The following is a 15,420-nucleotide window of genomic DNA, read 5'->3' on the forward strand; positions in this document are numbered from 1 at the left end:
GAACATTCAGTTTCTATGAACCCTTCCCTGAAGTCTGACTCCATGCCCTACACCACCGCTACTGAGGCCAGCTCGGCGGGCAACTATGCCCCTTCAGTCCCCATTTCGGTGTATCGAGAGCTGGCCACGGAATTGCAAACCACCAAGGCTATGGTGGATGCCCTGAGTCGCCAAAATCAACAGTTGACCCGGCAGAACAAGCTCTTGCGCAATGAGATTTACCGCTTTGTCCAGTCGGCGGAGCAACTGGGGCAGTTTGCGGGTCTGGTTCCCCAGGATTCGGCAGTGGCTCCTGAAGCTCGGAGCATACCGAGGGTAGAGATAGAGAATCTAGAGGATGACCCCAGTCTGGAACTGACGGCTACCGCCCCATCAGTAATTCCCCAAGATCTTGCCATCGTGCCTCGGGAGCGGGAGGCCCAAAGTCCTCCCCGAGACGGCCAACGGCCCCGACCCAAGGTCTCTAGCCCCAAACCCAAGCTTTTTACTGAACAGCGGGACGACTATCGCCGCAGCCACGCTCCCAGTCCCCGATCCCAAGATTTGGGTAATCTCTGGCTAGTAACCACAATTCTGCTGGTGGTTTTCACCGCCTTTGGGGCAGGGTTCTTGATCATGCGCCCCCTACTGAACCGTTAGGGGATGTGATGGGGTGTGAGGGTGGTGGGGTGTATGGGTGATGGGGTGTATGGGTGATGGGGTAAATCCCGTAGGGGCGCGAGGCTTCGTACCCAATGCAGGATGCCGCCGTAGGGTGGTTGCCCGTCAGCCTGATCCCCAGGGGGCGGCAACCGTTAGGGCGAGAACCGTATCTCAAGCTACAGTATTGAACAGGCAGCCTCGATAGACATAGGGCTGCGCTGCCATTGTGCAGCGTTCTATAGGGAGGTTATGCATAGCAATGAAGAAAATTGAAGCGATTATTCGCCCCTTTAAGCTAGATGAGGTCAAAATTGCCCTCGTCAATGCTGGAGTTGTGGGCATGACGGTGTCTGAGGTGCGGGGCTTTGGCCGTCAAAAGGGACAAACCGAGCGCTACCGGGGATCTGAGTACACGGTGGAGTTTTTGCAGAAGCTGAAGCTGGAAATCGTCGTAGACGATGATCAGGTAGACATGGTGGTGGAAAAGGTGATTGCTGCCGCACGCACGGGCGAAATCGGCGATGGCAAAATCTTTGTAACCCCTGTGGATGAGATCATCCGCATTCGCACGGGCGAAAAGAATACCGCAGCAGTGTAATCTCTACCGTCGCGCCCTTTTCCGGCTGGAGGGGGGCGCGATGGTCAGAGACCGGCCCCAAGGGGCCATCGCATTTTAATTCCCCGTTTATTAAAATTCCCTGTTCACTAATGTTCCCTCTGGGTTCCGCCAGAATGGTTACGGGAGAGATATAGCGGTTCCCTAATGTATGAGGGACACCTCAACTTAATGACACTTTGACAAGCAAGGGGCTTAAGCCCCTTGCTTGTCCTTAACCCGAGGGAGAACCGCTATAGGGCGAGGAATTTTTGTGCTCCACAGAATGTCGGCTACTCCACGGCAAGTTGCAATATGTCCCATCAGCCTCCTGATCCTGAGGGTTGGGAATTCCCCATCCCCTTGGCCGATAGCGCCATCTCGGATCGACTAGAGCCCTACGGTCGCTTTGGGGTGCACCTGGGTCTAGAACGGATTCAAACCCTGCTGGCGGCTCTGGAGCACCCCCACCAGCGAGTGCCCTTTATCCATGTCGCGGGCACCAATGGTAAAGGATCCGTCTGCGCCTACCTGTCCTCGGTCCTAACGGCAGCAGGCTATCGCGTGGGGCGCTATACCTCCCCCCATCTGGTGAGTTGGTGTGAGCGCATCACCCTAAATGGGCGACCCATTGCCCCGGCTGAATTGGCAACGGTACTGGATCAGGTTAAGGCGGCAATTGCGCCGGATAGGGAAGCCCCCACCCAATTTGAGGTGATTACCGCCGCCGCATGGCTGTACTTTGCCCAACAGCGGGTGGATGTGGCGGTGATGGAGGTGGGCTTGGGGGGGCGTCTGGATGCTACCAATGTGGGCGATCGCCCCCTGGTGGCGGTCATCACCTCCCTCAGTCGCGATCATTGGCAGCGTCTTGGCCCTACCCTGGCGGATATCGCTAGGGAAAAGGCGGGGATTCTCAAGCCGGGATGCCCTGCTGTTGTCGGTCCCCTGCCCCCGGAAGCGGAGGCGGTGGTCACCGCCCGCCTCACCGCCCTGAACTGCCCCATGCGTCGCCCTGAGCCCGCTGTTGCCCTCGGGAACGGGATGGCCCAACTGGGGACGCTGACCTATCCCCTGCCGCTGCCGGGGGCGCACCAGTTGATTAATTCCGCGATCGCAGTTTCGACCCTAGAATTCCTGCGGTATCAGGGCTGGGCTATCCCTGATACCGCCATTACCGTTGGCCTAGGAGCAGCCCGCTGGCCCGGTCGCCTACAATGGCTGACTTGGCAGGCTCCTAGGGGAGAATGCTATCCCCTGCTCATTGACGGAGCCCACAATCCCGCCGCTGCCGCCGTTCTCCGCCAATACGTGGATACGATCTTGCCCTCCCTGAGCGGTCCTGGACCCAGTCCTGAAACTAATGGGGGGACCAGGGCCGAAACCGGGACCAAGACTAGGGCCGAGATCAGGGAAGAGGCAAGTCCCGAGGCTAGGGGGAAAACCCAGGTCGGCCCCGCCGTCACCTGGCTCATGGGTATGCTCAGCACTAAGGACCACACCGAGGTATTCCAGGCTCTCCTGCGTCCCGGCGATCATCTCCACCTCGTTCCTGTCCCTGGTCATTTATCCGCCACCCCAGAGGAACTAGCCGCGATCGCGACCACCGTCTGCCCCGATCTGGCTACGTGCCACACCCATCCGGATCTGGAAACTGGATTAGCCGCAGCTTTCCATGAAAATTCTGGCCTGACAGTCCTCTGCGGTTCCCTATACCTCGTAGGCCATGCCTTTGCCACCCAAGCGAGACGATTGATCCCGGCAGAGCCTCCGCTGTCCACGGTCAGGCAGGATGCCTAACCTACAAGACTTTTAAGTAGCCAAGTCTAATTAATTGTAAGAAGGGGTTTGGGGGCTGCGCCCCCAGGCAGGGGGCTTCACCCCCTCCACCCCCACTCACATCTTCTATTTAATTGCACCCACCTACTTAATAAAACCCTCATTGCTTATAGCGACATGTAGTTGGATTGCGTACATCCCTGAGGGCGCACAGCCGTGCGCTCCTACCATCCCTATCGTCCATCCCACTCGGCGGCGGCATCGGCGACCGCTTGATCCACCGTCTTCTGGCCCAGCATGGCAGCTTGGAGATTTTCGTAGACGGCCTTTTGCAGCGTCTTGATGTCCTCCATGGCCGGAATCAGGACTTCAGCGTCCTGCATTTGTCCAGCACTGACAGAGCGGGCAATGGACACCGGGGAGGCGTCGGCAGGGGGATCGGTGAAGTAGCTATCCTCTAGGGCCGCGACGGTGGAGGGGAGGACATTGGCAGCCTTGGCAAATTCGAGCTGATTGGCGTCGTTGGTGACATAGAGGGCAAACTTGAGCGCCGCATCGGGACTGTCGGTGCCCTGGGGAATGGCCAAGTTCATGACCGCGACGTTCTTTTTGCCCGTGGAGCCGCTGATCTGAGGGGCGCTGGCGGTGGCGGCTGCGATCGCGGGAGCATTGGTCTCGATGGTGCTAAGGAATTCCGCCCCCGAGGCGAGAATGGCCGTTTCCCCCGCTTGATACAGTTCCACCGCGCGACGGTGGCCCTGGGTCAGCACCTCCCGAGGGAGGAGTTCCTGCTGGAAGAGATCGGTCCAGTATTGAAACACCGCTTTGCCCTCGGGGGTATTAAAGGCGGCGTTGCCCACCTCATCCACTAGGGGCACCCCCATTTGCACAAAGGACTGGAGCACATCGGCGGCGTCCTCCGGCACAAAGGACAGGAAGAAAGCGTACTTACCCGTGGCGTCCTTGACTTGTTTGGCCACCGTCGCCAGCTCCTCGTAGGTCTGGGGAGGCTGACTCACCCCCGCCGCCTCAAACAGATCCTGGTTATAGAGGGTGACGCGGGTGGTCAGGTACCAGGGCAGGCCAAAGCTACTGCCATTGAGGGTATTGGCCTCCCAAATCTTGGGCAGGTAGACGGCCTTGTCTTCAGGGGCGATGCGATCGTCCAAGGACAACCAGGCGTTGCGGCTGGCCAATTGGGAGGCAAAGTCGGGGTTGAGGTTGACCACATCGGGGGCGGTGCCCGCTGACACGGCGGTCAGAATCTTGCTCTGCATGTCGGCCCAGGGCACATCCACCCAGCGCACAGTAATGTCGGGGTTTTCCGATTCAAACTGGGCGATCAGGTCGTTGAAGTAATCGGTGAAGTCGGGCTGGAGTTGCATGGTCCAAAACTCCACCTCTTGGCTGCCCTCGGCGGGACCGCTGGCATTGTCACCGGGAGAGCCACAGCTCACAATCCAGCTCAGCAAAAGTCCCATTAGGGCCAACAGTCCAAATCGTTTCCAAGCCCGTTGCGATCGCATCATTCCCTTACCCTCCCTTAATTCCCATGGCCAACCCTGAGACCTGTTACCAGAGCAAGATTCTAGCCTAGAGCAAAACCTGTACCTTACTGGCACAGGTGCGGGCGCGATCGCGGGCAGTCTCCACCGTATCCCCCAGGGCCAAGGCCACCCCCATGCGACGATTGCGGTGGCAGCGGGGTTTCCCAAACAGGCGCAGCTTACTAGTGGGCACCTGGAGCGCCTCCGCCATGCCCGTAAAGCGCGGCGCTTCACTACTGTCGGTGGCTAGAATCACCGCCGAGGCAGCGGGCTGGGTGAGGGTGATCTTGCCAATGGGCAATCCTGCGATCGCCCGCACATGTAGCTCAAACTCCGACATATTTTGACTCACCAAGGTCACCAGCCCCGTGTCATGGGGGCGGGGGCTCACTTCGCTGAAGTAAACCGTCTGGGGTTGACTCGCATCTCCGGCAATGAATAGCTCCACCCCGAACAAGCCCCACCCCCCCAACGCCTCGGTGACAGCAGCGGCCATGCGCTGACATTCGGCCCAGGTATCGTCATGGAGGGGGCAGGGCTGCCAAGATTCCCGGTAGTCACCCGCCTCTTGGCGGTGACCCACAGGGGGGCAAAAGTGGGTGCCGTCCTGAGCCCGCACCGTCAGCAGCGTGATTTCTGTTTCAAAGGTGACAAAGCCCTCCACGATGACCCGCTGGGCCTTGCCCCGCCCCGCCTTGCAGGCATAGTCCCAAGCCGCATCAATTTCACTGGCCTGCCGCACCAAACTTTGCCCCTTACCAGAGGAACTCATAATCGGCTTGACCACACAGGGCAACCCCACGGTGGTAACCGCTGCCCGGTATTCCTCCAGGGTTTCTGCAAAACGATAGGGGGAGGTCTGGAGTCCCAGTTCCTCAGCGGCAAGCCGGCGAATCCCTTCCCGATTCATGGTCAGGCGGGCAGCGCGGGCAGTGGGAATGACGGTCCAGCCTTCCTGCTCTAGATCCATCAGGGTGTCGGTGGCGATGGCTTCCACCTCCGGCACAATTAATCCTGGCTTTTCCGTTTCCACCAGATAGCGCACCCGCGTCCCGTCCAACATATCGATGACGTAGGCACGGTGAGCCACCTGCATGGCGGGAGCATTGGCGTAGCTATCCACGGCAATCACCTCTAAGCCTAGAGCCATGGCCTCTAGGGCCAGCTCCTTGCCCAATTCGCCAGAACCCAGTATTAGCAAGCGTTTAGCCTGATCTGAACCCGGTGCTCCCCAGGGGGATGTAGCCAGGTGAGAGGGGAAGTGATCCATAGGAGTCTCCTGTGGGTTTGTCTTGAGGTCAGGGGTCGGCGCAGGATGGTGCAGAGGCTACTATCGATCTTTTTACAGATCTTTTTTTAGAAGAGATGACCCACTTTTCGCAATTGTGTGTACTATCTCAGGTGAATCCGGCTTTCTGGGACGCCATAGCGACCCAGAGCCAGACGGGTAGGGGTGCATGGGGAGAAGCCGAGATCGCGCCAAGATCTATTCCGACTTCCACCTCGGAAATCGAGGGGATCTTAGCAGGGGTTTCTTAAGGTTTGTGTCTTGTTCGTCGCTATGGCGATTCTGGCCTAAATTGTGTACCATGCGTTAGCACAATTTTTGTAAACTTCGCCCTTTCAGCGATGTTGACATAGAGTATGTGCTCTAGCTTTAGCGATGGATATGATGGACGATTCATGCGGGTGTGAACGGAGACGGCGGTGAACATATTTAAGTCCCTATTTTCATCGAAGCAGCGGGGTGTTGGCGTTGAACTCACACCTGAGCGGGTAAATGTGGCCCGGTTGAAAAAGCAGGGGCAAAAGATCAAGCTGGAAAATTTGGCCTCGGTAGAGATTCCAGAGGGCGTTTTCCAAGAAGGGCAGATTTTGGACGCGCCCGCTATGGCCGAAGCCATCCAAACCGTGATGGCGGAGAGTCGTTTGAAGGTCAGGTACGCCACCACTGCGATTCCAGGGCGGGCCATTACCCGCGTGATCCCTGTACCGGCAGAGTTGGAAGAGAGTGAGTTGAGGGCCATGGTGCTGGAGCAAGAAGCCAGCCTATACCTTCCGTTTCCCCGAGAAGAGGCCGACGTAGACTATCAGAAATTAGGTTTCTTTGTAGACGAAGACGGGATCGAGAAGGTCCAAGTGTTGCTGGTCGCCGTTCGTAAGGAGGTTACAGACTCCTACGTGGAGACATTCCAGCAGGCGGGGCTGAATTTGAATGTGTTGGAAACCACCAGCTTCGCCCTGATTCGGACCATCCGGGAGCAACTGCGCCAGTTCACTCCCCAGGAGGCAGCGGCCATCGTAGACATTGGTTTTGAAAGTACAGAAATTTCCATTGTTGTGGATGGCATTCCCCATTTTTCTCGGGCGGTTCCCATCGGCACCTTCCAAATTCAGAGCGCCCTAAGTCGGGCCATGAATTTGCCTCCATCCCGCAATACCGATCTGCTCCAGGGCATGACGGTCCCCACGGGCTCCATGGACACCGTGGGCTCTCCCCAGCCGATGTCGGCGGGGGTTGGGGGCAACCCCGGCACGGCGGCGATGCTGCGGATTCTGGGGGAATTGGCGGACGAGCTACGACGCTCCATCGACTTCTACTTGAATCAGGGAGAAGACATGGAGGTGGCTCAATTACTGCTAGCGGGACCGGGGGGCTCAATTGGGCAACTGGATGAGTTCTTTGCCCAACGCCTGAGCTTGCCCGCCAGTCAGATTGATCCAGTAGCGGCCCTGTCTCTGGAGGTGACGGAGGAGATTCCTCCAGAACAGCGACCGGGCCTAGCAACGGTGATTGGCCTCGGCCTGAGGGAGGTTTAGCCATGTACAGTCTTGACATTAACTTTCTCAGCGATCGCGAAATTCGCCCCATAGCCACGACGACAGGGACGGCCCCCGCGACCCCTGGTGACCGTGGACCCCTCGTTTTGGGGCTGGTGGTGGCAGTAGTGGCGCTAGCAGCGGTGGGGGGCTATTGGCTCGTGCTGCAACAGCAGCTTCAGCGTTTAGGGGCGCGGGAGCAACAGTTAGATAGTGACATTGCCGCCATCCAGAGCCAGCTTCAGGAAATTTCCAATATCCGCGCCCAGATTGACATCGTGCGGGCGGAAAATATGGCCTTTGCCAACGTTTTTAACCGCATTCGGCCCTGGTCAGCCCTATTGCAAGAAATCCGCGATCGCACCCCTGCCCGTATTCGCATCGTAACTATGCGCCAGACCGCAGGTACGGGTGGCGGAGAAGCAGCGGCTCCAGAAGCAGCGGCTCCAGTGGAGGGAGAAGCAACACCAACTCCTACCGGAGGGGTTGAAATTATCGGGACAGCCTGCTCCTTTGATGATGTGAACGACTTTGTCTTGGTCCTCCAGCAGTCTCCCCTCCTCACCAGCAATACCGTTGCCATTGGTCAGTCCCAACGGCAGTTGGAATTCCTGGACCCCACCACCGATGGTAGTTGTCCCGGAACCCCCGCAGGCACCTTGACCGCTCTGGTAGACTTCACCATCCGGGCAGACATGACCACAACCCCCGCCAACGAGCTACTGGAGGTGCTGGATCGCCAAGGAGCCGTGGGTCTAGCCACCCGTATCCGGGCTATTCGTGACGCAGGAATAGGTACCACGCCATGACCTTTACTGATGATTTTGTCCCCGTTGAGGGAATGGATGATTTAGGGGAAGGGCCAGCCTACCCCACAGCCTTTGGTATTGAGCTGACTCCCAAGGTCCAGGGAATTGCGATCGCGGTGGCAGGCATTGTCGGCGCAGTGGTCTTGTTCACGCGGATTGTGGCTCCAGTACAGCAATCCGTGACCGAGCTAGAGACCCGCATTGCAGACAAAGAACTGCAACTAGAATCCCAGCAAGCCAGCCTTGCCCAACAGGAGGAGGTCAAGGCCGAACTTGACCAAGTCATTCAGCAACGGGTGGGTATCTATGGCCTTCTAGGCGACTCCAGCAGTCTAGACACCCTACTTCTGGACATCAACCAACAGATCAAAGCCAGTAATGGAGGGCTAACCCAGCTCTTAGCAGGTCGCTTAGCCACAACGGTTCAGACGCTGAAGCTTTTAGGGGCATCCGATCCCGTAGTGCGGGCGCTCTACACTGCGGATCTGCGGCAGTTTAATCCCGCAGGAGATGCGGGCCTAATTACGGATGGTACCTATGGCCCAGAGCTTGACGGCAAGTTAGAACGGCAGTCGGTCAACATCAGTTTTGTTTCCCTGTTTGACCAAGCCCAAGCCATCTTGCGGAATGTGGAGCGCCTAGAACCCCTAGTCATCATTCGAGACTTTAACCAAACCTGGGCGATTGCCCCTGATGAGATTGATGAAGATGTCTTGAATCGAGTGGTGCGCCCGATTGCCACCAGCTTCACCCTAGAGGTCTTGGTGCCCGTCGCCGATCCCACCGAGATTCCGGCACCACCACCGCCGCCCGCAGCGGAGGGTGAGGGGGTTCCAGCGGAAGGGGAAGCCCCGCCTGAGGGAGAAGCCCCGCCTGAGGGAGGTTAACCCCAAGTTCCACCAGCCCACGCGAGACCGATCGGATAGCGCCAGCCCTAATGATTTGTGCCCAAGGAGTGAACTGTGAAACGTCTATTGAGATTTGACAACTGGTTAGTCGGCGGAGCCCTCTTGGCTCTGGTCACCCAACCCGCCCATGGGGCTGCCACCGCAATTACAGGGGTGCGCGTTGCCCCCACGAACAACGGTGTTCGCATTACCCTCAACACTCAGGCCGACGGCACTCCCCAGGTGTTCTCCATCAGTGAAGGCAAAACGCTCCGCACCGATCTGACCCAGATGGAACTGCGCTTGCAGGGACGCAATCAGTTCCTCCAGAACAACCCGGCCCCCGGCATTGAGTCCATCGCCCTCATCCCTGTCGGGGACGACGGGGTGCGCCTGACGGTGAATGGTCAAGACCATGTCCCCGTCAGTTCCGTGACGGAAGCCCGCAATGGCAATATCGTCATCGATATCGATACCCGCAACCGTGCGTCCCAGGCCAGCACTCCGGTCCCAGACCAGATCACCACAGTCCCTGGCCCTGGCGGCACCCAAATCGCTCAAGCTGCCCCTGAACCCCAGGCCCAACCCGCCCCTGAAGGTCCGGTCCAAACCCAGCAACAGCCGGATGTCCTGGTTCCCAACCCCCAAGTCACCATCGACGGCACCCCCGTCGCCGCCCCCCAACAGGTCCAAATCGCGCCGCCCTTCCTCCCCCGCGCCGTCGCCCCTCCCGTTGGCGACATTGCAGTCTCCGAATTTCAGCCCCAATTCGGTGCCATTGACCTCGGCACCGCCGAGCGGGTACCCCGCCTCGTCCTACGCAACGCCCCCTCTCGGGAAGTTCTCTCCCTCCTAGCTCGCGCCGCTGGCCTGAACCTTGTGTTTGTGGGCGGTGAAGGCGAAGGCGCAAGCAGTGAAGGGCCACCGGTTACCTTAGACATTCAAAACGAATCAGTTCAAGACGCCTTCAACAGCGTTCTGCGCATCACGGGCCTCCAAGCCAATCGCGTCGGTCGCACTATCTACGTCGGCCCCGACCTCCCCATTTCCGCCCAGGATGTCTCCGTCCGTAGCCTGCGCCTGAATCAAATCAACGTCGGTGAAGCCGTCAATTTTCTCGTCGCCCTGGGTGCAGAAAGCGCCATCAGCCGCGAGCGCCTAGTTACCAGCGTAAACGCGGTCTCTGTCGGTGAGGGCACGCCTCCCATCACAGAAACGCAAACAACGACTGAGCAACGGGTTGAAGTTCAACGGGTCGATTATCAGGATATCAACCCTATTTTTAGAGGACTTCAAGTTGTTGGAGAAGAGCGGACAAATTCAATCACCTTAGTGGGTTCTCCTCAATTATTGAGTTTAGCAACCGAACAACTTGTTCGTCTGGATCTAAGGAAACGTCAGGTTGCTATCAATGTTCGTGTCATTGATATCAATCTCAATGCTATTGATGCTTTTGGCACCAGTTTTTCCTTCTCTCTAGGTAATACTGGTTTCATTAGTGCCGGTGGGGTTGGAATTGTTAACCTCGGGGGTGGCAACACTCCTTTTCCTGGAGCAACAAGGACTGTACCAGGAGCAGCTCCTATTCCCTTAATCGGAGCTGGCGCACCCACTGCTTTCAACGTTGGAGCCAATTTTCTGGCTCAGTTGCTGGGAACAATTAGAAATGGAAATTCAAAAATCCTAACGGACCCAACTCTAATTGTTCAAGAAGGACAATCAGCCACCGTTGCCCTTACGGAAGATGTTGTTACGCTTATCACAGAAACCAGGGAAGTTGTCAATAACGTTGCCCTGACAACCCGTGAATTTGAAGTGACACCGGCTGGTCTAATCCTGCTAGTGGAGGTTGATCGTATTGATGACAATGGATTTGTTTCTTTGTCCGTTGCACCCAGCATATCGGCTCCTGCAAGTACCTTTGACACTGGTGCAGGTACATTTACCCTTCTCGCTGAGCGTCAGCTCTCCTCTGGTCAGGTGCGTGTTCGGGATGGTCAGACCTTGATACTTTCCGGCATCATTCAGGAAATCGATCGGACAGATGTAACTAAGATCCCCATCCTGGGAGATTTACCTCTTCTAGGTGCTTTATTCCGCAGTACAATTCGCGACACTCAAAGACGGGAAGTGATCGTTTTGCTTACACCGCAAGTTCTAGATGATTCCGATCAATCTGTGTATGGCTATAGCTATACACCGAGTGAAGAGGTTCAGGAGCTGATTAATCGTTCACCTCAACAAGAGAGATAGTCGTCGTACATAGGATTGACAACGCAAAGCGTGTTCACCACCGTTCCCAGAAGCTGAAGTAATAGGATGGGCACCAGCTAAGGCCCTTTGCCCACCCTATGGCTTTTAGCTTTTGTGGTGAGAATGGTGGAAAGATTGACGGGGGAAGCGCTTGTTTTCTGGGATCTTTTCTAAAGATGTTTTGATGGTAAATCCAACATCGGTTATCTGCATCTAATCTCAACCATCCAAATAACTATTCACAAGAGAAGTGGCATGGGGAAACCAGTTGGGGTGGCCTTGTGTCACTTTTTTCGATTAAGACAGGTCTAAGAACTGGCCTTGCTGCGTTACCTTCTGTTACAAAGGCCGGGATCTATATAAATTAAAGGTTTTGGCGATCCATATTCAGAAAGTAGCCCTTAGAATAGGTCAGTGAAATTTTGAAATTCTAGGGGTTTCAGCGATTTCAGGCCATAGCCGCTTGATAACTGGTTTCCACACCAGATCGCCCCCTTTTGTCCTACGTCCCCCAAAGGAGATTGACCGATATGAATAAAGGTGAACTCGTTGATAAGGTTACGGAAAAAACCGACGTAACCAAGAAGCAGGCCGATGCCGTTCTCACGGCGGCTATTGATGCCATCATCGAAACCGTTGCCGAGGGCGAGAAAGTCACCCTAGTCGGGTTCGGCTCCTTTGAGCCCCGCCAACGTAAAGAGCGTGAAGGGCGCAATCCCAAAACGGGCGAAACTATGGTTATTCCTGCCACTACCGTCCCCGCATTTTCCGCCGGGAAACAGTTCAAGGAAAAAGTGGCGGCAACGGCTAGCGAGTAGCTCTCAACCGTTGGCACATCCCTCCCGCAATACTCGACCAACCCATGGGGGCAACGTAGCCTGGGCAGCCCAGATTGCGAATTGTTCTCCCCATGGGTTGTTGGATTTTTCCGCTAGTGTCAGTCCGCTGGGTCCACCCCCGTCGGTCCTAGCGGCCATCCAAGCTGGGATAGCTGCCCTCAGCCGCTATCCCAATCCCACCTATGGAGCCCTACGGCAGGCTCTTGGTGCCCACCATGGCATTGACCCTGACTGGGTGGTACCTGGTAATGGGGCGGCGGAGCTGCTGACCTGGATTGGGCGCGACCTGGCAGCTTTGGACGCTACTGCCCTGATTACCCCCGCCTTTGCCGATTATTCGCGATCGCTACGGGCCTTTGGCGGTCGCCCCCACCCTTGCCCCCTGCCCCTAGAGCAGGCCATAGCGGGAATGGTGGACTGGCAGGCCGTCCTACAGCACAGCTTGCCCCTTCAAAGGTCTCCCCAAGCCTGGGGGCTACTGGTCAATACACCCCATAACCCCACAGGGCTGCTGATTCCTGCGGATGTCATCGCTTCTTGGCTCGACCAATTCGCATTGGTCGTCGTGGATGAAGCCTTTATGGACTTTTTGCCCCCAGAACAGCAGCAGAGTGTGATTTCTCTGGTGGCGGACCACTCCAATCTGGTAGTACTGCGATCGCTGACTAAGTTTTATAGTCTACCGGGACTGCGGCTGGGCTATGCCATTGCCCAGCCTGAGCGTCTACAGCGGTGGCAGCAGTGGCGCGACCCCTGGCCTGTGAACACGCTGGCGGAGATTGCCGCGATCGCAGCTTTACAAGATAGCGACTACCAGCAGGCCACCTGGCGATGGCTGCCCCCTGCCCGCGCCGCCCTCGCTACCGGATTGCAAGCAATCCCCGGTTTTTTACCCTGCCCCAGTGTTGCCAACTATTTGCTGGTGCGGTGCGATGGTCAGGGATCGGCCCAAAGCGGTGATGGCATTTCCGGTCCCGACCTCCAGCACCGCCTCCTTGTCAACCATCACATCCTGATTCGAGATTGCCTTAGCTTTCCAGAACTGCGCGATCGCTACTTCCGTATTGCCGTCAGAACCCCGGAGGAGAATGGGCGGTTGTTAGTCGCGTTAAGGGAGGTGATGGGGTGGAGGGGTGTGAGGGTGGAGGGGTGTGAGGGTGATGGGGTGATGGGGTGATGGGGTGATGGGGTGACAGGAATTTTAAGTTTTGAGTTTTGAGTTTTGAATTTCCCGTAGGGTGCATAGCGCTAAGGCGCGGCTTCGCCCACGCGAAGCAATGCACCGTAGAGATGCCGCGCCCAATGCAGGGAGTGACAGGGGACAGGGGACAGGATTTTGAATTTCCCGTAGGGTGCATAGCGCTAAGGCGCGGCTTCGCTCACGCGAAGCAATGCACCGCAGAGATGCCGCTCTGTAGGGAGGGTAGCCGGGATTGGGTGGGTGATTCAGGAATGGGCTGGCAAAACCCGCCCTGCCCCGTGCCGGGTAATCCATTACACCTCAATCGCTGCCCGTAAACTGGCTTCTGCGAGGTCATGGCCGATGAAAACCAGCCGGGTTTGGCGGGATTCCTCAGACTGCCAGGGCCGATCGTAGAAGGTGTCGAAGCGGGGACCAACCCCTTGCAGGACCAAGCGCATGGGCTTATGGGGGACGTTGACAAAGCCTTTGATGCGATAGATTTCCTGGGTTTCCACTAGGGCTTTTAGGCGTTGGACCAAAGCCTGGGGGTCAAACCCTTGCTCAAAGGTGAGGGGGATGGCGTTGATGTGGTCGTCGTGGTCGTGGTCTTCTTCGGGGTCGTGGTGGCTGGGACGACTATCGAGATGGTCCTCGACGGCGGCGTTAAACCCCAGGAGAACATCGGGGCTGATCTGGCCGCGATCGCAAGGCACAATCTTGACGCCCTGGGGCGCTTGGGCCTGGAGCCAAGTGGTGACGCGGTGTTGGGTGGTCTCATCCACGCAGTCAGTTTTGGTCAACAGCACCAGATCGGCGCAGTTGAGCTGATCCTCAAACAGTTCTTCGATGGGGGTTTCGTGATCCAGGCTGTCGTCGGCTTGGCGCTGGGCCTCCAGAGCGGCCAAATCCCCCACCAGTCGGCCCGCCCCTAGGGCATCACAGTCCACAACGGTGATCACCCCGTCCACGGTGGCGTGGGTGCGGATTTCGGGCCAGCGGAAGGCTTGAACCAGGGGTTTGGGTAGGGCCAGCCCCGAAGTTTCGATCACGATGCAATCGATGTGCTCTCGGCGAGCGACGAGGGCCGCCATGGTGGGCAAAAACTCTTCCTGGACGGTGCAGCAGAGACAGCCATTGGTGAGTTCGACAATGTTGGCGGTGGGGGCGTTCCCTGGGTCAAGGGCTTTCCCCTCCTCATCGCAGACCTGGCAGGACTTGAGCAGGTCACCATCGATGCCCACTTCTCCAAATTCATTTACCACGACGGCAATGCGCCGCCCTTGGTTGTGTTGCAACAGATGGCGCACCAGGGTGGTTTTACCGGAGCCTAGAAATCCGGTAATGACGGTAACGGGGATTTTATGCATGGTGATCTATCCCAATACCGCGCTGGAGAGGAAGGTGGCTCCGATGCCCAGCAGGGTGAAGCCCGCAAACCGGAGGGGAAGTTCTGCTGCTTCGGGGGCTGAGCACCAGCGACGGGCTAGGGTCAGGGTTGCGATCGCAATTCCCAGTTGCACCAGGGCAAACCCCGCCAGGTAGGCCAAAATCGGCGTCATCTCCGCCCCAATCACCGCCTCCCCATAGGCATAGCCGTGGAATAGACCCGCGATCGCGCCCAGAACTGTGATGGTCAGAGACCGAACCCAAGGGACCATCGTGATGCCACTCACCCCCCGTCCCAGGGCCAAAATTAGCCCAAAGGTCAGAACGGATAGAGAAATCACCAGCTCCAGCCCCGGCAGATCAACACGTCCTAAGTGCAATCCCGTGCCCCCCAAGGTTCCCGCCACAAAGACAACGGGCAAGACCCAGCCCCAGGCCCTCTGGATGGTGGCCAGAAGCCCCACAGCGACAATAAAGGCGAAATGATCCAGGCCAATGACAGGGTGGGCCAACCCTGACCAAAAGCCTTCAAAGACAGTACTAGGGATTTCACCCCCTGTCGGATGGTGAGCAAAGGCAGGAGAAGCCAGCAGCAGCAGCCCCATGCCGAAGAGGGAAACGGTGCTCATCCGTCCGATCCCCATGCCAAAAACTTTCCCAGATCCCTGGGATTGCCAAAA

The 15,420-nt window shown here is 57.4% G+C and carries 13 protein-coding genes; 9 read left to right on the plus strand and 4 right to left on the minus strand.

Annotated features, from left to right (window positions below; genetic code table 11):
- Positions 1 to 15: 15 nt before the first annotated feature.
- The 3 genes from LEP6406_RS0206585 to LEP6406_RS0206595 all read left to right on the plus strand — a co-directional run bounded on the left by LEP6406_RS0206585 (position 16) and on the right by LEP6406_RS0206595 (position 3,037).
- The gene (locus tag LEP6406_RS0206585; protein ID WP_008313272.1) at positions 16 to 639 is read left to right on the plus strand and encodes a hypothetical protein; all 624 of its coding nucleotides are present in this window, start codon (positions 16 to 18) and stop codon (positions 637 to 639) included.
- Between the two features lie 262 nt (positions 640 to 901).
- Entirely contained in the window at positions 902 to 1,240 is a 339-nt protein-coding gene (locus tag LEP6406_RS0206590; protein WP_008313271.1) for a P-II family nitrogen regulator, read from the plus strand.
- A 312-nt stretch (positions 1,241 to 1,552) separates the two neighbouring features.
- A complete protein-coding gene (locus tag LEP6406_RS0206595) occupies positions 1,553 to 3,037 on the plus strand; it encodes a bifunctional folylpolyglutamate synthase/dihydrofolate synthase (RefSeq protein ID WP_008313268.1) in 1,485 nt (494 codons plus the stop codon).
- A 212-nt stretch (positions 3,038 to 3,249) separates the two neighbouring features.
- On the opposite strand, the gene LEP6406_RS0206600 is transcribed toward LEP6406_RS0206595, so the two are convergent.
- Together LEP6406_RS0206600 and purT are read right to left on the minus strand one after the other, a co-directional pair.
- Positions 3,250 to 4,545 carry an ABC transporter substrate-binding protein gene (locus LEP6406_RS0206600; RefSeq protein WP_008313266.1) on the minus strand — a complete coding sequence of 432 codons (1,296 nt, stop codon included), beginning with the start codon at positions 4,543 to 4,545 and terminating at the stop codon, positions 3,250 to 3,252.
- Between the two features lie 64 nt (positions 4,546 to 4,609).
- Positions 4,610 to 5,833, minus strand: a complete 1,224-nt coding sequence (gene purT, locus LEP6406_RS0206605) for a formate-dependent phosphoribosylglycinamide formyltransferase (protein WP_008313264.1) — start codon at positions 5,831 to 5,833, stop codon at positions 4,610 to 4,612.
- 437 nt (positions 5,834 to 6,270) lie between these two features.
- On the opposite strand from purT, the gene pilM reads away from it, so the two are divergent.
- The 6 genes from pilM (at position 6,271) to cobD (ending at position 13,348) form a co-directional block, all read left to right on the plus strand.
- Entirely contained in the window at positions 6,271 to 7,383 is a 1,113-nt protein-coding gene (gene pilM, locus LEP6406_RS0206610; protein ID WP_008313261.1) for a type IV pilus assembly protein PilM, read from the plus strand.
- 2 nt (positions 7,384 to 7,385) lie between these two features.
- Entirely contained in the window at positions 7,386 to 8,192 is an 807-nt protein-coding gene (locus tag LEP6406_RS0206615; RefSeq protein ID WP_008313259.1) for a PilN domain-containing protein, read from the plus strand.
- Positions 8,189 to 9,079, plus strand: a complete 891-nt coding sequence (locus LEP6406_RS26850; protein WP_008313257.1) for a hypothetical protein — start codon at positions 8,189 to 8,191, stop codon at positions 9,077 to 9,079. Before LEP6406_RS0206615 ends, LEP6406_RS26850 begins: the two co-directional genes overlap by 4 nt.
- A gap of 75 nt (positions 9,080 to 9,154) precedes the next feature.
- On the plus strand, positions 9,155 to 11,332 hold the full coding sequence (locus LEP6406_RS0206625) for a type IV pilus secretin family protein (protein ID WP_008313255.1): 2,178 nt from the start codon (positions 9,155 to 9,157) through the stop codon (positions 11,330 to 11,332).
- A 530-nt stretch (positions 11,333 to 11,862) separates the two neighbouring features.
- Complete coding sequence (locus tag LEP6406_RS0206630; protein ID WP_008313254.1) at positions 11,863 to 12,150, plus strand: HU family DNA-binding protein; 288 nt, start codon at positions 11,863 to 11,865, stop codon at positions 12,148 to 12,150.
- A 10-nt stretch (positions 12,151 to 12,160) separates the two neighbouring features.
- Positions 12,161 to 13,348, plus strand: coding sequence for a threonine-phosphate decarboxylase CobD (gene cobD, locus LEP6406_RS26855; protein WP_008313252.1), 1,188 nt, complete (start codon positions 12,161 to 12,163; stop codon positions 13,346 to 13,348).
- A gap of 317 nt (positions 13,349 to 13,665) precedes the next feature.
- On the opposite strand, the gene cobW is transcribed toward cobD, so the two are convergent.
- Together cobW and LEP6406_RS0206645 are read right to left on the minus strand one after the other, a co-directional pair.
- Positions 13,666 to 14,721, minus strand: coding sequence for a cobalamin biosynthesis protein CobW (gene cobW, locus LEP6406_RS0206640; RefSeq protein ID WP_008308865.1), 1,056 nt, complete (start codon positions 14,719 to 14,721; stop codon positions 13,666 to 13,668).
- A gap of 6 nt (positions 14,722 to 14,727) precedes the next feature.
- On the minus strand, positions 14,728 to 15,369 hold the full coding sequence (locus LEP6406_RS0206645) for a HupE/UreJ family protein (protein ID WP_225886443.1): 642 nt from the start codon (positions 15,367 to 15,369) through the stop codon (positions 14,728 to 14,730).
- Between the last annotated feature and the right edge of the window lie 51 nt (positions 15,370 to 15,420).

The sequence above is a fragment of the Leptolyngbya sp. PCC 6406 genome (genome assembly GCF_000332095.2).
Taxonomy (GTDB): Bacteria; Cyanobacteriota; Cyanobacteriia; order Phormidesmidales; family Phormidesmidaceae; genus PCC-6406.